Annotated in this window: 23 protein-coding genes; 14 read left to right on the top strand and 9 right to left on the bottom strand. The window is 61.2% G+C overall.

Annotated elements, in window-relative coordinates:
* Positions 1-10: 10 nt before the first annotated feature.
* The 3 genes from J8C06_RS01190 to J8C06_RS01180 all read right to left on the bottom strand — a co-directional run bounded on the left by J8C06_RS01190 (position 11) and on the right by J8C06_RS01180 (position 3,692).
* Entirely contained in the window at positions 11-1,696 is a 1,686-nt protein-coding gene (locus tag J8C06_RS01190; RefSeq protein WP_211428980.1) for a GWxTD domain-containing protein, read from the bottom strand.
* Positions 1,697-1,889: 193 nt separating this feature from the next.
* The gene (locus J8C06_RS01185) at positions 1,890-3,209 is read right to left on the bottom strand and encodes a spinster family MFS transporter (protein WP_211428979.1); all 1,320 of its coding nucleotides are present in this window, start codon (positions 3,207-3,209) and stop codon (positions 1,890-1,892) included.
* A 30-nt stretch (positions 3,210-3,239) separates the two neighbouring features.
* Complete coding sequence (locus tag J8C06_RS01180; RefSeq protein ID WP_211428978.1) at positions 3,240-3,692, bottom strand: BrxA/BrxB family bacilliredoxin; 453 nt, start codon at positions 3,690-3,692, stop codon at positions 3,240-3,242.
* Positions 3,693-3,851: 159 nt separating this feature from the next.
* On the opposite strand from J8C06_RS01180, the gene tsaD reads away from it, so the two are divergent.
* From tsaD to meaB, 3 genes are read left to right on the top strand one after another with little or no spacing between them, the layout of a single operon-like run.
* The gene (tsaD, locus tag J8C06_RS01175) at positions 3,852-4,940 is read left to right on the top strand and encodes a tRNA (adenosine(37)-N6)-threonylcarbamoyltransferase complex transferase subunit TsaD (RefSeq protein ID WP_211428977.1); all 1,089 of its coding nucleotides are present in this window, start codon (positions 3,852-3,854) and stop codon (positions 4,938-4,940) included.
* Positions 4,941-4,942: 2 nt separating this feature from the next.
* Entirely contained in the window at positions 4,943-6,868 is a 1,926-nt protein-coding gene (locus tag J8C06_RS01170) for a tetratricopeptide repeat protein (RefSeq protein WP_211428976.1), read from the top strand.
* 33 nt (positions 6,869-6,901) lie between these two features.
* Positions 6,902-7,876, top strand: coding sequence for a methylmalonyl Co-A mutase-associated GTPase MeaB (gene meaB / locus J8C06_RS01165; RefSeq protein WP_211428975.1), 975 nt, complete (start codon positions 6,902-6,904; stop codon positions 7,874-7,876).
* A gap of 17 nt (positions 7,877-7,893) precedes the next feature.
* Here meaB and murI read toward each other — a convergent pair whose 3' ends face one another.
* The 3 genes from murI to J8C06_RS01150 form a co-directional block, all read right to left on the bottom strand.
* A complete protein-coding gene (gene murI / locus J8C06_RS01160) occupies positions 7,894-8,703 on the bottom strand; it encodes a glutamate racemase (protein ID WP_211428974.1) in 810 nt (269 codons plus the stop codon).
* Positions 8,693-9,727, bottom strand: a complete 1,035-nt coding sequence (locus J8C06_RS01155; RefSeq protein WP_211428973.1) for a suppressor of fused domain protein — start codon at positions 9,725-9,727, stop codon at positions 8,693-8,695. The genes murI and J8C06_RS01155 overlap by 11 nt, the downstream gene beginning before the upstream one ends.
* A gap of 105 nt (positions 9,728-9,832) precedes the next feature.
* Positions 9,833-10,915, bottom strand: a complete 1,083-nt coding sequence (locus tag J8C06_RS01150) for a homogentisate 1,2-dioxygenase (protein WP_211428972.1) — start codon at positions 10,913-10,915, stop codon at positions 9,833-9,835.
* Positions 10,916-11,019: 104 nt separating this feature from the next.
* On the opposite strand from J8C06_RS01150, the gene J8C06_RS01145 reads away from it, so the two are divergent.
* Positions 11,020-11,667 carry a helix-turn-helix transcriptional regulator gene (locus tag J8C06_RS01145; RefSeq protein WP_211428971.1) on the top strand — a complete coding sequence of 216 codons (648 nt, stop codon included), beginning with the start codon at positions 11,020-11,022 and terminating at the stop codon, positions 11,665-11,667.
* Here J8C06_RS01145 and J8C06_RS01140 read toward each other — a convergent pair.
* Positions 11,623-12,714, bottom strand: coding sequence for a glycosyltransferase family 2 protein (locus tag J8C06_RS01140; protein WP_211428970.1), 1,092 nt, complete (start codon positions 12,712-12,714; stop codon positions 11,623-11,625). The two genes, J8C06_RS01145 and J8C06_RS01140, sit on opposite strands and share 45 nt — an antisense overlap.
* Before the next feature lie 318 nt (positions 12,715-13,032).
* Between J8C06_RS01140 and J8C06_RS01135 the strand changes: the two genes are divergently transcribed.
* From J8C06_RS01135 to J8C06_RS01090, 10 genes are all read left to right on the top strand, one after another.
* Positions 13,033-13,650, top strand: a complete 618-nt coding sequence (locus J8C06_RS01135) for a hypothetical protein (RefSeq protein ID WP_211428969.1) — start codon at positions 13,033-13,035, stop codon at positions 13,648-13,650.
* 58 nt (positions 13,651-13,708) lie between these two features.
* Complete coding sequence (locus J8C06_RS01130; RefSeq protein ID WP_211428968.1) at positions 13,709-14,686, top strand: aspartyl protease family protein; 978 nt, start codon at positions 13,709-13,711, stop codon at positions 14,684-14,686.
* 164 nt (positions 14,687-14,850) lie between these two features.
* Positions 14,851-15,384, top strand: a complete 534-nt coding sequence (locus tag J8C06_RS01125; RefSeq protein WP_211428967.1) for a hypothetical protein — start codon at positions 14,851-14,853, stop codon at positions 15,382-15,384.
* A gap of 63 nt (positions 15,385-15,447) precedes the next feature.
* A complete protein-coding gene (locus J8C06_RS01120; protein ID WP_211428966.1) occupies positions 15,448-15,834 on the top strand; it encodes a peptidoglycan-binding domain-containing protein in 387 nt (128 codons plus the stop codon).
* A 127-nt stretch (positions 15,835-15,961) separates the two neighbouring features.
* On the top strand, positions 15,962-16,165 hold the full coding sequence (gene thiS / locus J8C06_RS01115) for a sulfur carrier protein ThiS (RefSeq protein ID WP_211428965.1): 204 nt from the start codon (positions 15,962-15,964) through the stop codon (positions 16,163-16,165).
* Positions 16,166-16,204: 39 nt separating this feature from the next.
* The gene (locus J8C06_RS01110; RefSeq protein WP_211428964.1) at positions 16,205-17,002 is read left to right on the top strand and encodes a thiazole synthase; all 798 of its coding nucleotides are present in this window, start codon (positions 16,205-16,207) and stop codon (positions 17,000-17,002) included.
* A gap of 3 nt (positions 17,003-17,005) precedes the next feature.
* On the top strand, positions 17,006-17,773 hold the full coding sequence (locus J8C06_RS01105; RefSeq protein WP_211428963.1) for an SDR family NAD(P)-dependent oxidoreductase: 768 nt from the start codon (positions 17,006-17,008) through the stop codon (positions 17,771-17,773).
* Positions 17,774-17,813: 40 nt separating this feature from the next.
* Entirely contained in the window at positions 17,814-18,446 is a 633-nt protein-coding gene (locus J8C06_RS01100; protein WP_211428962.1) for an SAM-dependent methyltransferase, read from the top strand.
* Positions 18,447-18,740: 294 nt separating this feature from the next.
* Complete coding sequence (locus tag J8C06_RS01095) at positions 18,741-20,186, top strand: FecR domain-containing protein (RefSeq protein WP_211428961.1); 1,446 nt, start codon at positions 18,741-18,743, stop codon at positions 20,184-20,186.
* 113 nt (positions 20,187-20,299) lie between these two features.
* Positions 20,300-21,088 (top strand): MBL fold metallo-hydrolase, encoded by a 789-nt coding sequence (locus J8C06_RS01090; RefSeq protein WP_211428960.1) that lies wholly within the window; start codon positions 20,300-20,302, stop codon positions 21,086-21,088.
* Here the strand turns inward: J8C06_RS01090 and J8C06_RS01085 are convergent.
* Both J8C06_RS01085 and J8C06_RS01080 read right to left on the bottom strand, forming a co-directional pair.
* Positions 21,025-23,283 (bottom strand): hybrid sensor histidine kinase/response regulator, encoded by a 2,259-nt coding sequence (locus tag J8C06_RS01085; RefSeq protein ID WP_211428959.1) that lies wholly within the window; start codon positions 23,281-23,283, stop codon positions 21,025-21,027. The two genes, J8C06_RS01090 and J8C06_RS01085, sit on opposite strands and share 64 nt — an antisense overlap.
* A gap of 170 nt (positions 23,284-23,453) precedes the next feature.
* The gene (locus J8C06_RS01080; protein ID WP_211428958.1) at positions 23,454-24,716 is read right to left on the bottom strand and encodes an ABC transporter permease; all 1,263 of its coding nucleotides are present in this window, start codon (positions 24,714-24,716) and stop codon (positions 23,454-23,456) included.
* Between the last annotated feature and the right edge of the window lie 24 nt (positions 24,717-24,740).

Raw genomic sequence — 24,740 nt, 5'->3', positions numbered from 1 at the left:
GCGCAGCGCGCTATGACCTGGACGGCTCAACCGTGAAGAAGGTCTTGGGGGACAAGGTGCGCCGAGCAACTTTGTCCGTGATGACCACCGTGACTTCGTAGCTCCCTGGCTCAAGTTCGGCAAGGGGAATGAGTCGCCCAAGCACGATTTGCTGCCCGTAGCCGCTCAGGTCGGAAATGCCATTCTTTCCATCCTCACGAATCCGCTTCACTTCCTGTCCGGTCTTCGTATTGGTGATGACATAGTCAACCTCGATAGCCGGCCGCAGCGAGGCCTGGTCAATCTGGACGTTGTACACCTGCATGTACACCCCCAGACTCTGACTTTGCTTGAAGCGCTGGGTCACGCTGGGACGAACTTTGTTGGCCCCAATGATGAACTGGCTGCCGGAGACGCGCGTCACCGGCTCGACCAGATCGGCTAGAATGAGCGAACTGGTCGAAAGGGCTTCGGGCGAGTAGCGGGGAACCTCAAAGCCCTGCCGCACAATCCCGGTGTGACCACTCGTCACATCGCGGACAACGAAATCAATCTTGTAGTTCCCCGGTGGCAGAATCAGGCTCTTTTGATAGACCGAGCTGAGCTTGCGCCCAACCTCAAACTGTGACTGCTGATAGGTGATGATCGGCGCTTCTTCAAAAATGCCCACCCGTTTGCCGGTCAACGCTGACACACGCGCATAGATATTGAGCTGCGCTTTCTGGATTCCACCTTCATCCTTGAAGCCTAGGTCACCGTTGTTGAACATCAGCGTGAAGGTGGTCACGATGGCCGATTCCCCGGCGCGGAGGAAATCGGTTCGCACATCGAAGGGCAGCACGTCGAACTCAACCTGCTGGTCAACCCGTTCCGCCAACTGGCGGTAGCGGACCGACGGCGCGCGCTGCAAATTGGTCAGAATTGCCAGGCGCTCAAAAGGCATGTCCTGCGTCCGCATTGGGTAGAGTGGGTTGTTGCCGTTCCGGTTGCCCGGACTGAAAAACGGACGATCCACCTTCGAGGCCAAGCCAAGTTGCTCGGCAAGCGTCAGCCCGGCGTTTGGCACGAAGAGGAGCGCGTCTTTTTCGTCGGCATTGCGCGCAATGCGGTATTCACCGCTGCCCGTTGGGTCAACAAACTCAATCTCAATCCCGGAGCCTACCCCTTCCAGATAGCGATAGAACCACGTTTCAAATGGATAGGTTGACGTTGTTCCGCCACCTTCATAGATTGGGCGTTCGTATGGCCCCCCGGCCGGACGTGACTCGACGCTATCGGGCGGCCCCCACGTGATGTAAATCCGCCCCCGGTCAGTTTTCCAGCCCGGAATACCGGACGTGAACTTTTCATTCGCGTAGGCAATGCGCCGGTAGTATTCTTCGCGGTACTCATTTTCCGGCGTGTCTGGATCAGGGTCGCGCCGCAACCAAAACTGCTCAATAAACTCTTCTCGTTCTTCGTCCGTTTGGAGCTTCTTGAACGCGGCGCGCTCCTCGGGCGTAATGATGTAATCAACGTCTTCATTGACCCAACGCTGATAAATCTTGTCGAGTTCAATCTTGCGCGGTTTTTTCTTCTTGGGTTGCGCGTCATCCTGCGCATAGCCCAGCGCCGGCGTTAGCACCGTAGCGATCCCAAAACCGAGCGCCAGACTGGCGTGCCAGGCGGCGCGCCAAAGGCGAGTGATGCATGCGCTGTGCATGTACGGCATCGTCATAAGCGGGCAAAACCTCCTAGACCGCTCTTATCGGTTGTAGCTAAAGCCTCTCCCGGCAGTGCTGCGCGGCGTTGGCAAGACTCGTACGTTAGAAAACTCTGCCCCGTCTTAGCAAGGCATTCGGCACAACCGTTGACTTGCCCAATAGCCCCGAATAACAGACAGCACAGCACAGCGGTTCAGTGACGGGGAACTAAGCGGGCAGCGGACTGGCTGGCGACGGCCGGCGGCGCAACACAGGTAAAACCGCCAGAAAAATCACACCACTCAGCGCTGTTGCCGCCACACACAGCACCATGGCCTGCCGGAGAGCATCTGTCGCGGCTGACGGCGCGGCGTTGTCACCGGCAATTACATCCGACAGAAAGCCAACCACCACTGGCGACGGCATATCGCCCAGAATGTGGATGGCAAACATGTAAAAGGCAATGGCCGTGGCACGCAACGACGATGGGACAAGGTCGGTAACGATAGCAGCGACCGGTCCGTGGTAGAAGCTCATGAAAAAAGTTGCCATGCAGCCAGCAAAGATAAACTGATTGAGCGTTGGCGCGTAGAGTCCCCAGTACAAGAACGGTGCGCCAAGCAGAAACGCCACCGCCATGGTGAGCGCACGCCCGGCCGCCAGTCGTTGCTGGAGCCAATCCGCGGTGAAGCCGCCGGTAATCACGCCCAAAAAGGCCGCAATCACAATCGGCGTCAACCGGATAGCCGCCTTGGACGACTCAATCCCGTAAAGCTCGGTGACGAGCTTTGGTAGAAAATGGATGAGCGCTCCGGCCGCAAACGTCACACTGGCCGCGCCGGCAATGACCAGCCACAGCGATCTGATGTGGAGCAACTGTAGAATGTCGTTCCATTTGGCTGGTTCGGTGGCGTGGCTGCGCGCCGGTTCCCGAAACAGCCAGACGACAATCGTGAGCAACAACCCCGGCAGTCCGACGACGAGAAAGCAATAGCGCCAGCCGATCTTTTCGCTCAGAACGCCGCCGAGCACCAGCCCCAAGGCAGCGCCTACGACCAACCCAAGGTTGAAAATACCGATCACCTTGGCCCACATCCGCGCCGGGAACATGTCGCTGAGCAGCGATGTGGCCGCCGGGGCATAGGCCGCTTCTCCAACGCCAACCGCCCCACGCGCCAGCAACAAGTGGACATACGAATTGGCAAAACCGGCGCCCGCCGTGGCCAGACTCCAGAAACCAATGCCGGCGGCGATGATTTTTCGCCGCGCAATCCGGTCAGCCAGGATGCCCAGCGGAACCGCGGCGAGTGAATGCACCAGCATGAACGCCGTCCCCAGAAACCCGGCCGCCGTGTTGCTGAGATTCAACTCATCTTGAATGGGCTTGAGCAGCGGCGGAATGATCTGCCGGTCAACATAGTTGACGACCTGTACCAAGGTCAGGATGAACAGAACGTACCAAGCGTAACGTGACGCTGACGCCGAAGCGTCAGCGTCGGAAATGCCTGAGACGGGCGCAACCAAGTCGGGCGCCGGGAAGTGACTCATACGTCTTGTGGGCTATGAAAGGTTTGCAAGTTAGACCGCTGCCGCGCTGGTCTGGGCGCAGTGCTTCTGAAGCGCATTGCGAATATCAGCCGCGATGTCAGCCGCGCTGCGGTGCTCAATCTGATGCCGCTCCAACTTGAACACGACATCACCATCCTTGAGCAGCCAAACGGAAGGTGAAGAAGGGGCAAAGCCTTTGAAGTACTCGCGCGCGCGGGCGGTTGCGTCCTTGTCCTGTCCGGCAAAGACCGTCGTGATGTGATCAGGCAACGTCGGACTCGTCTTGAGCGCTTCCACGACGCCGGGCCGCGCCGCGCCGGCCGCACAGCCACATACCGAGTTGACAACAACCAGCGCCGTGCCTTCTTTCTTGGACAAAACGGCATCCACCTCCTCTGGCGTGCGGAGTTCCTGCACGCCATGGTCAGTCAACTCCGCGCGCATCGCGCGCAGCGCGCGCTCCATGTCAAATCCATACATCATCGGGGGTTAGTCCTCCACGGGAGAAAATCATACGTCAGTGCGCCAACGCAAAGCGAGCCGGGCGCGCCAGACGGCATGCTGTCATGCGTTCACCCTAGCACGACCATTGGAATTTCGTCGCCTTGTGCCGCCGTTTTGATTCCTAGTATCGTTTCGAGCATGCGCACCGTTCTGGGGATCGAAACTTCCTGTGATGAAACCGCCGCGGCCGTCGTCGTGGATGGACGAAGCGCGTTGTCCAACATCGTTGCCTCCCAGATGACATTACACCAGGCTTATGGGGGCGTAGTTCCAGAAATTGCTTCACGGCAGCACTTAGACGCCATTGCGGACGTCGTCGCCCGTGCCGTGGAGCCGTTGGACGATGGCTTTCGGGGACTCGATGGGATTGCCGTCACCTACGGGCCAGGCTTGGTCGGCGCCTTGCTGGTCGGGTTGTCGTACGCCAAGGCCCTGGCGTTGACGCTCGGCGTGCCGTTCGTCGGCGTCCATCACATCGAAGGACACATGTTCTCCACCACTTTTGAGTATGGAGCTTGGGATTACCCCGCGCTGGCGCTCATTGTCTCTGGCGGACATACCGACCTGTTTCACATTGCCGCGCCGTTTGCCTATGAACGGATCGGGCACACCCGTGATGACGCGGCGGGTGAGGCCTATGACAAAACAGCCCGCCGGCTGGGGCTGGGCTACCCCGGCGGACCGATCCTCGACCGGTTGGCGCGCGCCGGACAGCCCGACCACGCGCCGCTGGTGTATCGCCCGCCGCTCATTCCCGATGCGCCATACGACTTCTCTTTCAGCGGTCTCAAAACCGCCGTGTTGCGTTACATCCGCGAGCACCAGGTTGCGCCGCTGCCAGAAGGCATTCATCCAGAAGACATTTCCGCGCAAGCCCCCGACAGCATTCGCAATTTGGCGGCCAGTTTCCAACGCGCCGTGGTCAATACGCTGGTTGGCGTCCTGGAACGCGCCATTGACGCCTATCATCCACGCCTGGTCGTGACGGGCGGCGGGGTGGTCTGCAATACGGGACTGCGGCAGGCGCTGGCCGACCTGGCCCACCGGAAAGGCATTGAGATTCGAGTTCCGCACCCCAAGTACACCACCGACAATGCCGCCATGATTGCTGCCGCCGGCTATGCCCGCCTCGCGCGTGGCGAGCGTCACGACTGGTCGCTGGAACCAGCGCCCTCGTTACGGCTTGGGCAGGTTCCCGCCGAGCATTCCCGTCACTTCCGAGCTTAGTTATGCCCGCTCACCAGCCGGTTGTCATTGCCTGGACATGGTCGCCGGTTCAGATGATGCTCATCTGGAGTTGCCTGATTGGCGGCCTGGGGTGGTGGATCTTCGGCAACACCATCAAACACGGCTATGTCGTTGATGACGTTGGCATCGTGCGCGACAACCCCAATGCCGCAGCCACGACCGACTTGCGCCAATTATTCAAAAAACACTACTGGCAAGATGTCCAGGCCACGGAAAAACTCAACCGCAACTTCCACTACCGCCCGCTGACCATAGCCTCCTACGCACTCGTTGCGCGTCGTTTTGGGCCTGGGCCGGCCGCCCAGCATGCGGTGAACGTCGGCCTGCACATCGTGGTCGCCTGGCTTGGTTGCTGGCTGATGTATGTCTGGCTGCAAGATACCGTGATGGCCGGCTTGGCCGGGCTGTGCTTCGTGGCGCACCCACTGCATACGGAGGCGGTGGCCATGCTGGTCGGACGCGCGGAGTTGCTGGCCGCGCTCGGCGCGCTCGGCGCGCTGGCGTTTGCCCTTGCCGAAGCGAAGTTGGCGCTGACCGACGCGACCGCCGGTGGGCAGCGCTGGTTACTCGCGGCCGGGGCCGGGCTGTGTCTGCTCGTTGGTTGGCTGGCCAAGGAATCGGCCGTGCTGTTTTTTCCCCTGTGGCTGCTCATACTCTGGGCAAACGGCCAAACAGCATCCGTACCTTGGCAGCGCGCGCTGGTTGCCGCCGGTTGGCGAACCGGCGTGGCCTGTGGTCTGGCCAGCTTGGGGTTCTGGTTCTGTCACCAGCGGATTCAATCAGGCGTTCCACTCGCGCCGATTGACTTTCCAATGAACCCACTGGCTTACGCCGGACTCCTCGAACGCTGGGCAACCGGGGTGGTGCTGCTGATGAAGTACGTTGGGATGCACCTCTGGCCGTTTCCCCTGCAAGTGGACTATTCATTCGACAGTCTGCCGCTGGTCGTTGACTGGCGGGATCGGCGGTTGTGGAGCGCAGGCCTGGGACTGGCGTTTTTTCTCGCCGGCGTAGGACTGGCTTACCGCCGCCGATCCCCGGCCTGGGTTGGATTGCTGTTTCTTCTGGGGAGCGCCGCGCTGTTTTCGCATTTCATCCGGCCGCTGGGCTTTGTCTTTGCCGAACGGGTGATGTACCTGCCGAGCCTGGGTTACGGTTTGGCGCTTGCCGCCGGCTTCCGCGTCGGCTGGCAGGCCCTGCCCCGCCCGCTCTGGCGCTGGGCGCTGGCCGGCGCGGTGGCGCTGCTCATCGGCAGTCTCGCCTGGCAAACCCGGCAGGAAGTCGGGTTTTACCGTGACAGTCAGACGGTTTTGGCGCGCTCCTTGGCGGTCGGCAATCAGCGGAGTGTCTGGTTGTGGCAGGCGTATGGCACGGAACAACTCAATGCCGGACACCCAGACGAGGCCATTCGGGCGCTTGACCGCGCCCGCGCCATTCTGCCGCTGGCCGAAACGCACGCCGTGCTTGCCAAAGCCTACTTGGCGAAAGGCGACTCGCCGGCGGCGCTGGCTGCCGCCCGGATGGCCGCGAGACTCGACCCAGTCTGGATGCCCTACCGTGAGCTGTTCGGCATTCTGCTGTTTGAAGCCGGACGGACAGATGAAGCCGCGGCCGAGTTTGAGGCGGCGCTTGGACTGGCCCCAGCCGACGGCAAGCTCCATGCCCAACTCGCTGTCATCCGCCGTCGTCAGGGACGCTTGCCGGAAGCCATTCATCACTATGGCGTGGCCTTACAGCAGTTCCCGACCCAGCCGAGGTGGTGGATGGCGCTGGGCGATCTCTACGTTGCGGCGGGGAACATAGAGACGGCCCGGCGCTGCTATCGTAAAGTAGTGGAGGTTGATTCTGATGCGGCGGCGCGCCAGGAAGCCGAACATAAACTGGCGCAACTCGCCAACCGCCGCTAACCCCTTTCCTCACCTGAGGCACTTTGTACCGGTATGCCCAACGCCGCTCCGCACACTGCCACCACACTTGCCGATGCCATCCTGGCCGGTCATCCACGCGCCATCGCGCGCGGCATCTCGCTGGTCGAAAATAACGCTCCCGAAGCGACCGACCTTCTCAAGCGCATGTTCCCACACACGGGACGGGCGCGCGTCATCGGTCTGACCGGCGCACCGGGGGCCGGAAAAAGCTCACTGACCGACAAGCTGGCGCAAGTCTATGTGGACCGTGGCCAGCGCGTCGGCATCGTCGCCGTGGACCCGTCGAGTCCGTTTTCCGGAGGCGCGATCCTGGGCGACCGCATTCGCATGCCCAAGCTCGCCACCCACCCCAGGGTGTTCATTCGCAGCATGGCAACCCGCGGCAACCTGGGCGGACTGGCGCGGGCAACGACCGAAGCCGTGCTTTTGCTGGATGCCGCCGGCTACGATGTCGTCATCGTTGAAACCGTCGGTGTCGGACAAGACGAAGTGGACATTGTCAAGACGGCCGATGTCACGGCGGTTGTCGTCGTGCCGGGGATGGGCGACGACGTGCAATCCATCAAGGCCGGCATCATGGAGATTGGCGATGTCTTTGTCATCAACAAGGCCGACCGCGACGGCGTTGAGCGGACACAACTGGAACTCGAAGCGCTGCTCGAACTTGCCGTCCGCCCTGACGGCTGGCATCCGCCCATCGTGCGCACCATTGCGACAGCGACGCCGCCGGTCGGTCTCGAAGCCCTAGCCGAAGCTCTGGATAGCTACCTGACGTTTGTCGCCCAGCATCCCGACGCCCGTGCCAGGCGACGCCAGCAGATTTTGGAGCAGCGCCTCGTTGAACTCATCCGTGACCAGCTTTTGCGCCATGCCTGGCAACGTGTCCTTGGCGACGGACTGCTCAAGGACGCCGTCGCGCGCATTGCCAACCGCGAACTCGACCCCTACACACTGGCGGATTATGTCGTCCAGCGGGTGCTGAAGTAACCGCCGGGGGCCGGCGTCTAGGTTTCGACGCGCACGCTTTCTAGCGTAGGGAGCGTTTCCTGAAGGCAGAGTTCGGCAACGCGACGAAAGCGGTCGCCGGCGTCGGTGACACAAAAGCGAGTCCAGGGCGTGGCGGTGGGTGGCGCAAGGCAACCGCGCCGGCTGAGGACGGTCGCAACCTCTTGAGCCGCACAGGACCCAGAATCCACAAGCGTCACGGCATCCCCCATCACCGGCTGGATGACCTCGGCCAGCAAGGGATAGTGCGTGCAACCCAGCACCAGCGTGTCCACGCCGGACTGCCGCAGCGGCGCAAGGTACTCAGCCGCCACGGTTGCGGTCACCGGATGGGCGGCCCACCCTTCCTCAACCAGTGGCACAAACAACGGACAACACTGGGCCACCACCTCGATTTCAGGCGCGATCCGGTGAATGGCCAGCGGATAAGCGGCACTGGCAACGGTCGCTTCAGTCCCGATCACGCCGACCCGGCGCGTGCGGGTCGTGGCGGCCGCCTGCTGCGCGCCTGGCTCAATCATCCCGATGACGGGCACCGGCGCTTCAGCCTGGAGCTGCGCCAGCGCCAGGGAGGATGCCGTATTACAGGCCACGACAATGAGCTTGACGCCGCAGGCGAGCAGAAAAGCCGCATCTTCGCGGGCATACCGGCGGATGGTTTCCGGCGAGCGCGTACCGTAGGGAATGCGCGCCGTGTCCCCCAGGTAAATGAATGATTCCTGGGGCAGCCGAGCGCGGAGCGCGCGGTACACCGTCAGCCCACCAACGCCAGAATCGAAAATCCCTATCGGGCGCGCGTCACCCGGCATCTTCGGTCGGCACCACCGTCACGACGACCTCGCCACCGATATTGAAACGGTGGGTGGCAGGCGTGGGACGGAGCGCCTGCGCCAACTGGTCAATCAGGTCGGGCGTGATGTCCAAAACGAGCACCCCACTTCCGGCATCCTGGAAACCGGCGGTGGTTGCCGGGCGAAAGACAAGCGTCTGCTTGGCGCCCCAGATGAGAAACTCGCGGTCAAACTTCAGGCGCGCAGGGAACAGTTCGGCGAAGTCACGCAGCCCGTCCGCGTCGAGTTCAATCTCAACTTCTCGGCGGGGTGGGTCGGCCAGTCGCCAACGGGCCACTTCGACATATTCCCCCTGCAACGATGATCCCTCGGCGGCGATGCCATCCCGAATGCGCGCCACGACATCGGCTTGGTCGGTTATGGAAGCGCGTTCCAGGTCGGTAATCCACAGCGGACAGCGTTCTTCGAGCAGTCCCAGCACGCCGCGTGTGTTCCACCGCTTGACGGCCTGTAGTTCATCCCTGGTGAGTCCGACGATTTGCAGAAAGTGCAGGCGGCCGTTCGGCGTTTCAATGGGCGCGAGTTCGGGGTCGTCCACGAAGGCAATGGCCGAAAGCAAGGTCGTTGGGACATCCGGCGTCAGCGGGTCGCGCAAGTCCATGTGATGGCCAGGGCGGAACGGGTTGCCGGAGTTGAAGACATAGCGAGCCAGATTGTTCAGGAACGGGATGACCCAGGTTGGAAGGTTGGTGTCGCCAGCGGCGCGCGCCAACCGAAAGGTAAACTCAAAGCCCCAGCCGCTCAGGTTGGGATCACTGCCGGGCGTCTTGGCATATAGCTCACTCATGCCGAAGGAAATACAGTGCCAATGCGGAAGCGGGGTGGCGCGTTCGTAAAAAGAAATGCCATCGAGCGGGTCTGGGCCACCCAGGCTGTAGCGCATGATCGTGCCAAAGTGGATTGGTTCTGCGCCTGGATAGAGCCGTTCGAGCGCCTCGCGGATGGCGTCAATACCGTAGTCTGCCGAAGAAGAATCGCTCACCGGAAAAAAAGTTCCTTTCAGCCAGAATCAGCAAGAACTAGACAATGTGGCGGCCACCGGCACGCTAGGTCGCGGATGTAACGTTCGCGTGACCAGCGCCGTGGTTTATTGCCAGGACAGGTAGTATTCCTTCCATTCAACTTGGCGCGCGGCGTCGGTCGCGTGGAGCGGTCGGCGGGTGTCGAGCATCACGGCATACTCATCCGTATGGGTTTTGCCGGGTGACCAGCTCTTTTCAATCGCCTTGGGGTGCGGTCCGTGATGAACGCCGTGCGGGTGGAGCGTCACCATGCCGGCGCTGATGTTGTCACGACTGAAGAAATCTCCGGCGTGGTAGAAAAGCACTTCGTCAAAGTCAATGTTGCGGTGATAAAAGGGCACCCGCTGCGCGCCGGGCGTTTCTTCGAGCGGGCGCGGCACGAACGAGCACACGACAAAACCCTCCCCAACCAGCGTCACATGCACGCTCGGCGGCAGGTGCGCCCGGTGACTCATCACCGGGCAAAAATCATGGATGCTCAACGCCCACGGGTAGAGATCGCCTTTCCAGCCAGCGACATCGAGCGGATGAAAGGGATAAAAGATGCGGGTCAGCTTTCCTTCCCGCCGCACACGCACTTCGTATTCACCTTCCGTCCGTGTCAGGGCGAGCAGGTCAGGGGTTCGAATGGTTGTCGCGTCATAGAGTGAATACTGGCCCAGCAGGCCCCGCTCCGGCTGGCGCAGGCGCGTGCCCAGACTCTGAATGACCAGAAAGAAGCATTCATCGGCGCAGGCAAAACGGTAGGTGGTGCCCCGTGGAATCACCAGATAGTCGCCAACGCCAAAGCGTAACTGTCCGTAATCGGTTTCCAGGACGCCGGCGCCGCGATGCGTGAACCACAGTTCATCGCCATCGGCATTGCGTTCAAAGTAGGGTGGCGTCCCACGTCGCCGGGCGACGCCAAGGGTCACGTCGGCATTTTCGAGCAATGTGGTTGGCGCGTCGCCGGTGGTTTCCACACGGTCGGCATGGAACGCCTGCGGGCGGCAATCCCCTTCAATGCGCGTCCAACCGGTTGGTGGATGACGGTGATACAGGTGGGAAACCGGGCCGAAAAAGCCTTCACGTCCATGCTGTTCTTCATACGTGCCGGCCGGAATGTCAACGTGGGCTTGTTTGGTGATGTGTCCCTTGGCTTGATACATCGGGCGAGACTCCAGGTGCTTGTTTGCCGGTTGCCACCATCGCAGGCGGACAGGCCGGGTTGGGCAGGGTTTCTCAGAGCGGGCAAGTGTGGCAAAATGCCGCCATGAAAACGAACCCCATAAGCGGAAAAGATACGCGCGAAAAAATCGTTTTTCTACTCAAAACGCGCGCGCCCCTGAGCGTTGAGGACTTGGCAACCGAACTTTCCACGTCCGGCGTCAATGTTCGGCGCTACCTTGAAGTGCTCGACCGGGATGGTTTGGTTGAATCCACGATCCAGCGGCGTGAGCGCGGACGCCCGGTGCACCTTTACCGCTTGACCAGACGCGCCGACGAACTGTTTCCCCAGGCCTATGACGTGTTGAGCGTCGAGATTCTCCAGCAAATCGAACAGCGCTTTGGCCGCGAAGTCGTCACGTCCATTCTGCGCAGCCGCGCCGATACGATTACCGCCAGGATCAAGCCCCGCCTGAGTGGGAAGCCGCTCAAAAAACGAGTCGAGGCATTTGCTCGCTCCTTCGAGGAAATGGGCTATCTCGTTCGGGTCGAAACTGGATCGGCAGAAGAATACATCGTCGTCATGCACCACTGCCCGGTCTTGCTGATTGCGCGCGACTTCCCAGAGGTGTGCGATGGCGATTGTGTCATTGCTTCCGAGTCGCTCGACGCCGAAGTGACCCGCCAGTGCGCCCTGTCAGAAGGCGCGTCATGCTGTCGGTTCATCATTCGTCAATGCCTCGCCGAGGCTTGAATCCCACGCCTGCGCGGCACGAAACAAGGCTTCTTCCTGCGGGTTGCGGAATGTTCTGACGTAAGGCCGACGGCGTACCGCCGCAAAGATGGCGGCAAGTTCACGATCAGTTCGTTGGCGGCGCGCTTTTTCCTGTTTTCGGCGTTGGAGCACCTGCTGCCGATGCTTGTACGCCTGCTGAAAAGCCTCGCGGTAGCCGCGCCGCGCGACCAGATCCCCCAGCACCAGCAATGCCGTCATGGCGAGATGCGCCAGCCACCAGCGCGCGTCATGGAGATGAATCCAGTGCATGAGCAAGCGGTTGCGCGTAGCCACCACGTTGACCGTCTGCGCCGTGAAGCGCGCCTTGATGGTGGCGCTCGATTGGTGAAACACCAGACTGCGCGGCTCGTAGCGGACTTCCCAGCCCCGTTTCCAGGCGCGGTAACATAACTCGACATCTTCCCAGTAAAACGGCGCGAGCAGCTCATCAAAGCCGCCAAGCTCGCGCAGCTTGGCCGCGTCAAACAAGCTGTAGCCACCGCTGGCCGTCATCGTCGGCAGGACGGCCTCGGCCGGCATCTGCTGCATCAGTACGTCGTATCCTTCAAAGACCTTCCAGTAGCCGCGAACACAGCGTCCCAGGCGTCCGGCGCCGTCAATCGCATCGCTCCCCAGACGCAGCGCGCGCGAGGAAACGGCAAACACTGTCGGCGTTGTGAAGTGGCCGACGAGGGGAAAGAGCGCCTGGGGTGTCACTTCGATGTCATTGTTGAGCAACCAGATCAGGTCATGCCGCGCCGCGGCGAAACCGACATTGCACGTCGGAGCAAAGCCCTGATTGACCGGCTGCGGCAAAACCCGCACGAAAGCAAAGGCTTGGGCAGCCAGCCAGCCCACCGTCGCGTCCTGGCTACCATCATCCACCACGAGGATTTCAACCGGCGCGCCGGTTGCCGCCGTGTAGTTCTGGAGCGCGACGATCACCGAGGGCAGAAACCGCGCCAGCAACGCTTGGCCTTCGTACGTGGGAATGACGACACTGACCGAGAACGGTAGCTGCTTCATGCCGAGATTTCGCCTCACGGTCTCCTGCCGATACCAGCCTGTGGTTTGCCAACCAGCTACACGAAATCGTGTACCAGGCCGGTAGGCGCGTGAAACCTTACACCAAATGGTTGAAGCTCAACCTCCACACCATCCACTAGCCAGGCTAGAAAAACAGCAGAAAAACCAAAACCAATGATTTTCTAGTCAAGTTCTTCTCAGATGTACTCACTTTTTTCCAGACCAGCTTCCGAGATTGGCACAGTATTTGTCACGGAAGTCAGTCGTCGGGGGTGAGTCACACCGTGGCTTGCATATTTCTTACGGAGGATGACGACGATGACACCACAGGCTTTGATGAAGCATCCACACACACCCAAGTTGATTGCCGGCGGGCTAACGCTTTTGCTTTTGGGCAGTGGGATTGGGGCATTTGCGACACGTTCCAGTTCTTCACCGACTTCTTCTCCAGCCGCTTCTGCTCCAGCCTCCTCTTCTGCTCCAGCCTCCCCGCCGGCACCGGCGGCGCAGGTGGCAACGCCACTGGCTCAACCCGGAGAGCTGGTTCAGCCAGTGCCGCTATCCGAGGGCACGGTTCAGATTCAGGGGCAAACCTATCGCTTGGTTCCAGAGGGGCAGCCAGTCACGTCTCCGGTTCAGCCAGCGACAGACACCCTTCCCGTCACCCAAGTTCGCCAAAACCGGAACTCACGCGCGCCACGCGCCCGAACTACGACTCAGCGCGCCTATTACAACTATGACGACGCCCCGGTTGCTCGGCGGCGTGGCTCCTGGTGGCAGCGCAACCGGCGTGATGTGTTGACCATCGCGGCTGGAACTGGTCTTGGTGCCGGCATCGGCGCACTCGCCGGTGGCAAAAAAGGTGCGGGGATTGGCGCGCTCGCCGGTGGTGGCGGAACGGCGCTCTACACGTACGGACTCCGACGGCGTAACTAACCTGACCGAACCTCCAAATTCGGTAACGCGAAAGACCAGCCAAAAGGAGGTGGTGCGCGTGAAGTCTGGGTTCCCCTTCATACGCACTTGGGTTATGTTTGGCGCATGGCTCGTGGCGACGCTCCTGGCGGCGCTGGCTTCCACAAGCGCCGCGCCTTTCGCCGCACACCGGCAGCCCGCCAAACCTCGCGCAACAACGCAACCGGCACCGCTCCCGGCAACGGTCGCCTGGCGCGAGGACCGGCGGGGACTGTGCCTGACGGCTTGGGTGAATGACGCCGGGCCGTTCAACTTTGTGATAGATACGGGCGCGGGCGTCACGCTCTTGTCCCCGCGTGTGGCGCGCCGTGCTGGCGTTACCGACACCGGACAAATCTTGGTGCTCCAGGGCACCGGGCGCGGCTTGGGTATCCCCCAACCACTTGTCACGGCCCGAACACTTGCCATCGGCACACCCGACAACCGGCTCCCCCGAACCGGGCGCATGGTCATCGCTGATAGGCTACCTTCGGATGTGGATGGCGTTCTCGACCCAACCGAAGTTTTTGCCGATGTAGGCTACGAAATTGACTTTCCGAACCAAACCCTGTCACCGCTCAACCGCCAAGCGCAGGTGGACGGCATACCGTTACGGTGGCTGCCGGAATCCAACGGGCGGCGGCCGTTTGTGCGGGTTGGCCGTCATGAGGCAGCCCTGATTGACACGGGTTCGAGTTTTGGCCTTGCCATTCCAGCTTCAAAAGCGGCGACCTTCGGCATCCAAGACGCGCGCCGTGCGCCGTCCCGCAGCGTACAGGATGTGGCCGGAAACGCCTTTTGGGTTGCGCGCGTTGCGCCAACCAGCGTGTGGTTGGAAAGCTTGTATCTTGAAAAGATTCCGACCGATCTGCTTCATGGCGCGGACACGACAGCCCCGCCCCTGCTCGGCCGCGCCGCCCTGCGGCCGTTTCGGATCCGTTTTGACCTACGCCGGCGCAGCCTGACGTTTGTTCTCCCGGTGAGCCAGCGGACGCAGCATTCGCTTGAACGCGACTGAAACGCAAGCCACGCTCTCGATCCATTACAAAAACACAAGCTCGTCTTGTTCGTGCAATCATTCTTGAGTAAGGTTGCATCACCAAAGCTTCTTTCCAGCCTTTTTGCCCGGACTTTTTGTTGCCTGAACACCTTGTTTGACGAGGCCTGTGCCAAATTGTTGCCATGCGATACCCAACGCTCCACCCACATCTCCGGTTGTGTGGCCTGGGACACGGGCGCGGCGCAAGCTTGGTTGAAGTCCTGCTTGCCCTGCTGATCCTTGGCAGCTTGCTGGCGCTGTCTGCTCTGGCTTACCGATGGGTGATGGTTGTCGTTGCCGAACGCCGCGCCGTCAAGCATGTCCACGCGATGGTGACGGCTCAAACGGCTTACCATGCCACGCATGGGCGGTTTGGCACGTGGGAGCAGCTCATTGACCGCATGGGTTTTCTGGATGGGTTCGAGCGCCGCCTGGCCGGGGTGGCAGCCAGTGAAGTCATCGGCGACGGCTGGTATGGCTACAGTTTTCGCTTTGAAGCCGATGCGGCCGGGTTCGTGCTTGACGCCGATCCCGTCCCAACCTACGCGCGGCGCTGTCGGCGCTTTCGCTATCGGTTGCGCTCGACGGTTTCTCGTCGGCAGACTGGGATGATCCTGGTGGCTCCACCGACTGAAGCTTCGCCACCAGAGTCAGCCTACCAACCTTTCAATCCTTGAGGCTTCGGCCACCGAGGAACTCCACCATTTCTGATTTCCTAAACCCAAGGAGGACATCGTTACATGTCAAACAAACGTACCTTGCTCGCCCTGGTGGTTGCGCTGATGTTGGTCAGTTTTGGCGGCCCGACATTCACCTTCGCCCAAGATGCGCCGGCCGCTGAAACGGGCGCAGCGCCCAAGAAAAAGAAACCACGTACCAACAACCCCAACACCGACTACGGCAAAGCTCAAACCACACTCAAGGAAGCTGGTCTGTACCAGGGTGAAGTCACCGGTTACAAGAATGCCGAAACGACAGAAGCCATTCGTAAGTATCAGGAGCAGAATGGTTTGAAAGTAACCGGAACACTCAACAATGAAACCCGCGAGAAAATGGGGCTGCCGAAGCGCAAAGCACCGGCCAAAAAGAAGAAAGAAGAGGGTGGCGAAGCTGCGCCCCAGTCCTGACGCCACACACCGTGCGGCTGGGGGAACGTGGTTGACCGGTTTGAAAACAACAGCGGTTTCAGCGTATGGTTAGTGCGCTGAAACCGTTTTCTTTGACTTGTTTCTTCAGCTTGGTCGCGTCTTGGCTATGACCATCATCATCAATGGGGAGCACCACACCGTTCCAGAACCACTGACCTTGGCAGACTTGGTTGACCGGCTCAACTTGACAGATGCTCGGCGGATTGCCATCGAGTACAATGGTGAACTGTCCGCTCGCTCGACCTGGGCGGAAGTCACCTTGACCGACGGCGACCGGCTGGAGATTGTTCACTTGGTCGGTGGCGGATGATGCCCTGGTCAACCTCACCGAGACACCTGCACGTAAACTATGTCTGACATCACATCTGATGCGCTGGTCATTGCCGGTCGGACATTCCAATCACGGCTCATGATCGGCACGGGCAAGTATCCCGACTTTGAAACCATGCGCGCGGCGCATCGCGCTTCCGGGGCGGAAGTCGTCACTGTTGCAGTCCGGCGCGTCAATCTGGCCGACCGCTCGGCTGGGTCGCTGATGGATTATCTCGATCTCGACCGCATGCTGATCCTGCCGAATACGGCGGCGTGCTACACGGCCGAAGACGCCATTCGGACGGCACGCCTGGCGCGGGAGCTACTCGACACGCCGTGGGTCAAGGTCGAGGTCATCGGCGATGAAAAAACCCTGTTTCCAGACAATGCAGGTTTGATTGAAGCGACGCGCGTGTTGGCCAAGGAAGGCTTCATTGTCCTGCCTTACTTCAACGATGATCTGGTCGTGGCGCGGCGGCTCATTGACGCCGGAGCAGCCGCGATTATGCCCCTGGCGGCCCCGATTGGCTCTGGGCTCGGCATTCAGAACTTCACCACACTCCGCATTCTGCGCGAAATGATCACCGAAGTCCCCATCATTGTGGATGCCGGCGTCGGAACCGCCTCCGATGTCGCCATTGCCATGGAAATGGGGATGGATGGCGTGCTCCTCAACACGGCGGTGGCGACGGCAAAACACCCCCCACTGATGGCGGCCGCTATGAAGCAAGCCATCGAGGCCGGACGCCTGGCATACCTCGCCGGGCGGATGCCACGTCGCCTGTATGCCAGCGCCAGCAGCCCACTGGATGGACTGATTGGGTCGCGTCCATAAGCCATGTTTCGATTGGATGGCAATGTGGCGCTCATCACCGGTGGCTCACAGGGCATCGGTCGCGCCATCGCCGAACTCTTTGCCGAAGTTGGCGCACGGGTCGCCATTGTCTCGCGGCGGCTGTCGGCCGGACAGGAAACCGTGGCCCATCTGACGCTCATGGGTGGGCAGGCCATTCACATTCAAGCGGATGTCACCAACGAAGCCGACGTCAAGCGCAGCCTGGACGCGACGCTCGACCGTTACGGCCGGCTCGATATCCTGGTCAACAACGCCGGCGTCAACCACCGCCTGACGCTCGAAGCCACAACCGAAGAAGTCTGGCGGGAAACCTTCGATGCCAACCTTCGTGGCGCGTTTCTCTATGCCAAGCACGCCATGCCGCACTTTCAGGAGCAACGCCGTGGCTGCATCATCAACATTGCCGGGCTGCTTGGCGTCAAAGGTGGGGCGGGAACGTCGCCGGCATTTGCGGCTTCCAAGGGTGCCCTAGTGACGTTGACCAAATCCTTGGCAGTTCGCTATGGGCGCGATGGCATCCGAGTCAACTGCATCTCACCGGGCTTCGTGCCGACCGAAAGCAATCGCCACCTCATTGACGACGCACCCGATCCGGCCGCCCGACGGCGGGACTTTGAAGTGGGCTATCCGCTGGGACGCCTCGGCCGTCCCGAAGACATTGCCTATGCGGCGCTCTATCTGGCGTCTGGTGAAGCGGGCTGGGTCACCGGAGTCAACCTCGCGGTGGACGGCGGGTTGCTGGCTCGCTAGGCCGACTTGCCCAACCCACCAGCACTTACCGAAGCGTGTCATGCCATCTGATTACCAAGCCGAATGGGATGCCAAGTACCAAGGTGGCTACCAACTTGGCGAAGCGCCAAACAGCTTTCTCGTGTCGCAGTCCGACCGGTTGCGCCCTGGGTGGAAGGCGCTGGCGGTTGCCGACGGGGAAGGACGCAATGGTATCTGGCTAGCGGAACAGGGGCTTGAAGTCCTCTCGGTGGACGTATCGCCGGTTGCGCAGTCTAGAGCGCGCCAACGTGCTGCCCAGCGTGGTGTCACCGTGACGTTCAAAACGGTCGATCTGCTCACCACGCCCTTTCCACCCGACCAGTTTGATGTCGTCGTGGCGATTTTCATCCAGTTTGTTGGATCGCCGGCCCGCGACCACCTTTTCGCCAACCTCAAACAGACGCTCAAGCCGGGCGGGTTGTTCCTGGTGGAAGGCTACCGGACAGAGCAATTGCAGTACCGGACAGGTGGACCGCCACACCTTGAGAACCTCTACACGGAAGCTTGGTTACGTGAGACGTTTGCCGATTTCGAGCTGCTCCACCTAGCTTCTTACGATGCTGTCCTCACCGAAGGCACTGCCCACCAGGGGATGTCGGCGTTAATTGATCTCGTCGCCCGCAAGCCTCACCTGCCGGGGCGTGCCGTCTGACGACGACCAACGCGCCGCGGGATTGGCCAAACGGAAGGAACCGATCCGGGGCAAATCCCGTTGATGTGGGTAGGGTGGCTCCAACGGGCCGGTCGGCGGCAACGCGCGTTACCAGTGAGGCCCGACAAGTCGCCCAGGCAAATTGGCTTGAGTTAGGACGTTTTCTGTGGCATGACTTCAGGCCTTCCGCTTTCAATATTCCGAAAACCTTGTTCGGAGTGTCGCTCGCAACCTTTCTCTGGAAAGCGCATCGGTTTCCGGGAGACTCAACCCCACCCCACGGAGGTTCTGAGTATGCAGCGTTCTATTCTCACTGTGACTTTCTTGGCAGGGGCCTGCGCCCTGAGTGTCGCGCCGGTCACGGCCCAAACGATTTCCCAGCCACCAACGACCGAAGTTCCCATTCGCGGAGCGAACACCGTCAATTTGCCCGAACAGTTCATCGTTTCCGCCAAAGCCGGCACAATCAACTTTGTTGAAGGGGAAGTCCTGAGCTGCCGCGCTCGACAAACCGATGCCTGGCAGTCCGTCACAACGGGTAACCGCCTCAAAACCGGCGACCGACTGCGCACCGGACCCACCGGCCGTGCCGAACTACTGCTCAATCCAGGTTCGTACTTGCGGCTCGACCACGAAGCGGAAATCGTCCTGACCAATCCCAATCTCGACGCGCTGGCGATTGAAATCACGCGCGGGAGCGCGCTGTTTGAAGTGACCGGCACGGATGGGACGGAACTCTTCCTGCGCATCCTGACGCCCAACGGCACGGTCAACCTGGCGCGCAATGGCCTCTACCGGATCACCGTCCCGCCCGACGGCGCACCCACCGTTGCCATTGCCAAGGGCCGCATCGCCGTTGACCAGGCCGGACGCCTCACCCCGGTCAAGGACAAGCAACTGGTCACGCTCGAAGCCTCAACCGTGACCGTCGCCAAACTCGATAAAAAAGCGCAGGATGACTTTGACGCCTGGAGCCGCAACCGCGCCAAGACGCTTCGTGACGCCAACGCCCGCTTGAAGGACCGGGATGTGCTGACGGCCTTCAACGGCTGGCGGCAAAGCGGGGCCTACGGCTTTGGCTACGCGCCGTTCTTCGGACTCTGGCTGTTTGACATGCGACTGGGTGGCTACACCTTCTTTCCGTTTTATGGCTTCTGGAACTCGCCCTATGGATTTGCCTACGGCACATCCTGGGGACTGCCCTGGGATTTCTACCGTCCGACGCTGCTGTTCAACCCAATGAACCCAAGTGGGCCACTGGCTGCCGGAACGCGCCAAGCGCCGGCCGCAGCGCCAGCTCCGCCGCCGGCTGCCGATCCCGACCCACACCAGCCCGGACATGAACCACTCGGTGAAATGAGTGGCCGCCAGCGCCCAATGCCAACGGCGCGTCCGATGCCGACGCCGCCGCGTTTTGATCCAGGGCTGCGTTCAGCGGCCGGGATGGCCGATGACGACCATCTCCCCGCGCTCCCGCGGCGGGAACTCCCTTCACCTACTGCTCGTCCATCATTTGATGACGGCGGCTTCGGCAAACCCGGGTACGAACCGCCCATGCGCGGCGGCTTGACACGTGGCGGTCTGACACCGGATTACGGCGGCGCGCCCATGCGTGGGGGCTACGGCGGCGATGCCGGCCCCGGCATCAGCCCAAGTCCAGGCGGTGGCATGCGCCAGGGTCCACCTGCCCGCTCCGGTGGCGATGGCTCAACCAGAACCCAAAGTCCAGTTGTTGAATAAGCGCGGCGTAACCGGAAAACTGACTTGGCGGCCGGACAACCGGCCGCCAAACTTTTTGCTGACTCAGGGCTTCCGCGCGCGGTGTCGCAGATAAGGTCAGTTGTCAAAAGGTCATGGAGATTGAATTTCTCGGCACGGGAACATCGGTGGGCGTTCCCATGATCGGCTGTGACTGCCCAACCTGCACGTCGGACGATCCCCGCGACCGCCGCCTGCGCGTCTCGCTGCTGATCCGGTATCGCGGCGCGCACATCCTGATTGATCCCTCGATTGATTTTCGCCAGCAGGCCCTGCGCGCCGGGCTGAAAACCCTCGACGCGGTGTTGATTACCCACGCTCATGCCGATCATGTGTTCGGCATTGACGACCTCCGGGCGCTCAACTATCGGCAGGGAGCCATGCCCTGCTTTGCCAGCGCCGAAACCTGGCAAAACCTCTACCGCATGTTTAGTTACGCCTTTGGCCCGCCTGGGCCGTCAAGTCGTCCGCGCCTCGTTCCGCACACGATTGGCGGCGACTGTACGCTCTGTGGGCTGCACGTCACGCCGATTGAGTTGCCGCATGGGGACATGACCACGCTTGGCTTTCGGCTCAACGACTTCGCTTATGTGACCGATTGCTGCGCCCTGCCCGACGCCGCCTGTGAGCGCCTGCTCGGACTGGACACCCTCGTGCTGGATTGCGTCCGCTACAAACCCCATCCGACCCACCTGCACCTGGAGGCCGCCCTTGCCTACATTGCCCGCCTCCAGCCCAAGCGGGCGTACCTGACGCACATGGCCCATGACATCCGCCATGCCGAACTCGCCCCACAGCTACCGGCCGGGGTCGAGCTGGCCTATGACGGCTTGCGCGTTGCCGTTCCATCAGAAGCAGTTTTGCCCGCGTCGTCGAGTAACTGACGGACCGCTTTGGATAACTTCGAGAGCGATACCGGTTTCGGTAGATGAATGACCTGGACGGTCGGCGGTAAGGATGACAGCTTGTCGAGGAGCGGCAAACCGCTGGTGAGCAGCACCCGGTGGCCCAGTCCACGCGCGGCTAGTTCATCAACCACCTGTTTGCCGGATGCCAGCGGCATCGAATAGTCCGTCACCACCAGTTCAAGCGGCTGGTCGAGTGTCCGTAAACAGTCGAGTGCTGCGGCGCCATCATAAGCGCGATGCACAGTGGCAAATCCGAGTTTGGTCAGCATCTCCGCGATCAGGTCGCAGAGGTCGCGTTCATCCTCGACCACCAGCGCTGTGGCTCCGGGTGGCAATGACAATGGCAAGTACCGGTACTCGCCTGAAAACTCCTCGTTAGAAGCCGCCGCCGCCACAGCCGGGAAATAAAGCGTGAGCGTCGTTCCTTCACCGGGGGCAGAAGCGACGGTGATCAGCCCGCGATGTTCGGCCACAAAGCCATAAACCATGGCCAAGCCCAGCCCCGTTCCTTGGCCAGGCGGCTTGGTTGTGAAAAAGGGTTCAAAGATGCGCCGTTGGGTGGACGCATCCATCCCGATGCCGGTATCCCGCACGCTTACCCACACATACTCGCCGGCTTCGGGTGGAGCGTCATAGAAAACCCGCTCCGCCAGGTGGTTGAGCGTACCGGTCGTGATCCGCTGCCGTCCAACGGCCACCGTGAGCTGCCCTCCATCGGGCAGCATTGCGTCCCGCGCATTGATGATCAGATTCAGCAATGCCTGCGATAGCTGGCTCCGATCCACCTCAATCAGCAGCGGGCGGGCGTCTTTCAAGGTGGCCGCCGAATCGGCGATTTCATCCACCCTGATTTCAGCCGGCAGCAACTGCCTGACCAGCGTGAGGGTTTCTTCGGCCATCGCCTGCACGTCCACAACCACCGGGGTTGACCGTTCCTGGCGGCAAAACAGGCTGAGTTGTTGAACGAGTTGCGCACCCCGCCGCGCCGCGCGAAGGATGGTCTCGATTTGACGTTGACTTTGCGGCTGATCTTGGGCGTTACGCTTGAGAATTTCGCTGTACCCCTGAATGATCGCCAGCAGATTGTTGAAGTTGTGGGCGATGCCGGCGGTCAGTTCACCGACGGCCTGCATTTTCTGAAGGTGTTGTTGGCGCGCGGACTGGCGCCGGCGCTCCGTGATGTCGCGCTGGACGGCGACCCAGTACGTCACCCAACCATTTGGCTGAGTGACCGGCGTGATGGCAAGCTCCGCCCAGAACTCACTGCCATCCTTGCGATAGTTGAGGATGTCAACTGTAATCGGCTGCCAAGTTTGAAGCGCATGGCGAATCTGGGCGCGGGTTTCGGGCGACGTGCCTGGCCCCTGAAGAATGCGTGGTGACTGTCCGATCACCTCTTCCGCGGTGTAACCGGTCATCCGTTCAAAGGCCTTGTTGACATAGACAATGCGTGGACCGGGCAAATCAATCGGCTCGGCCTCGGTCACGAGAACGACATCCTCGATATGGTCGAAAATAGCCTGGTAGAGATGCTGGCGTTCCTCCAACTCAACCAGCTCGGTGATGTTGCGCGAGAAAATGAGAAGATCGGTCACACGCCCCTGGGCATCCCGGTGGGCCGTTGCCTTGCAGAGTCGCCACGTCACGCCGTGCTGCGGATGCAAAAAGCGGTACCGTAGCTCGCGGGGCTGGCCATCCGCCTGTATCAGCCCAAGCATTTTCGACACATAGTCACGGTCGGCAGGATGAACGAAGTGCGCAATCGCTTCCTGGGGGGTGCGCGGCGCGGTAGCGGCGTCAAAACCCATCTGCGCCAATGCATACGGCGACCAAAAGAGGCGCTGCTGGGCAACGTCGTAGCGCCAGGTAGCAATACCTGATGCAGTTTCGGTTTCTGCTATTTCGCCTTTGAGCTGACCGTAGCGGGTGTCATAGGCCTGAAGCGTCACGGCAAGAAACTCGGCGGCGCGGGCTTCGACCTCGGCTGCGAGCGGTCCCTGCCGGCGGCGGGCATCCATAAAGCGGTGATGTAGGCGGACAACCTCGGCCGACGGCGGCCAGGCAGCTTCGTGGACATCGGCAAACGGATTGATGGCGACCGATTGTCCCTCTAGCCAGGCCGTCAAGGCTGTTGCGTAAGTTTGTTCATAATCCTGCTCACTGGTTGGCATAGGCGCAGTCTGTTACTCACTTGATGGAATAAAGCAACAAGTAACATCTTTGAGTGGCGTGTGGGATGCAGGTCGCTGTTTTGTAAATGCGCCAAATTGTATCACACTTTGTGAGCAAGGCCTGTCGGTCAAGCCAACGAGTCGAAGATTTTAGTTCTTGAGAGAAGCCGTTACTCGTACCGCAGCGCCTCGGCTGGGTCGAGTTGGGACGCCCGAAGCGCCGGGAGGAAGCCCGACAGCAACCCAACCGCCACCGAAATCCCAAAGCCAATTCCCACCGACCAGAGCGGAACGAGTGACGGCACGCTCGGAACAAAGGCGTTGAGTCCGGCGCTCAGGCCCATGCCGATCCCGATCCCAAGCGCCCCGCCGATCAGCGACAGCACCACGGCTTCAATCAGAAACTGCGTGAGCACATCCCGTCGTCGCGCCCCAACGGCGCGCCGAGTGCCGATTTCCTTGGTGCGCTCCGTGACCGACACGAGCATGATGTTCATCACGCCGATGCCGCCGACCAGAAGGCTGACCGAAGCCAGCGAAATCGCAATCACGCCCAGCGTCGAGGTGATGCTGTCGAACGTCGCAAAGATGGCGTCTGGCGTGCTGATGCCGAAGTTGTCCGGTTGGTCGGCGCGCACCCGGCGGCGGCGGCGCAGGAGTTCGGTAATTTCATCGCGCATGGCTTCGAGCCGGCCGGCCTGCGCGTGGGCAATGATGGTGACGCCACGGTCGCGCACCAGCTCTGGGTAGCGTTGGGCAAGGTTGGCGTAAGGAATGATGATTTGGCGGTCTTCCGGTGTATCCCCAAAGATGCCGGTCGGCCCTTTCTCGACGACCCCAATCACCCGGTACGAGCGTCCTTCAAATTCCACCATTTCACCCAGTGGGTTCTGCTGGCCAAAGAGCTGCTCGGCCGCGACCGGCCCGAGCACGGCAACATCCAACTTGCGGTTGTGTTCTTCGGGGGTGAAGAACCGGCCGGCACGCAAATTCAGCCAGCGCACTTCCGGGTAGTTGGCCCAGACGCCGAAGGCAATCGGACGGGTGGCCTCACGCCCTTTGAATTTGAGCCGATACTGGGTGGCGCTCGGGCCAAAGCTGCCCACCACGAGCTGCGGCGTGGCCGCCCTCACGGTAGGAAGCCGGTTGACGGCCTCGGCGTCTTCTTCGGTTAGGGGCTTGCGCTGGCGTTCTTCGGCGCTTGGACGGGAAAAGCGTGGGCCAATCGAGTCAAACCGGCTCACGTAAAGCACTTCGGGGCCGACTTGGGCCGCCAGTTTCGCGGTGCGGTCCTTGACCCCAGTGAGAACCGACGAGACGGCAATCACGGTTGCCGTTCCAACGAGAACCCCTAGCACGGTGAGCAGCGAGCGCAGTTTGTTGGCCCAGACATTGATGAGCGCCAGCCAGATGTTTTCAAGTAGTAAGTGCAAGGCGACGGGTGCAACTCCAGAGGG

Origin of the sequence: Chloracidobacterium validum, from assembly GCF_018304825.1 — a bacterium.
GTDB classification, from domain to species: domain Bacteria; phylum Acidobacteriota; class Blastocatellia; order Chloracidobacteriales; family Chloracidobacteriaceae; genus Chloracidobacterium; species Chloracidobacterium validum.
Note: the sequence above shows the minus strand (reverse complement) of the source record. Positions and strands in the feature narration are given on the sequence as shown.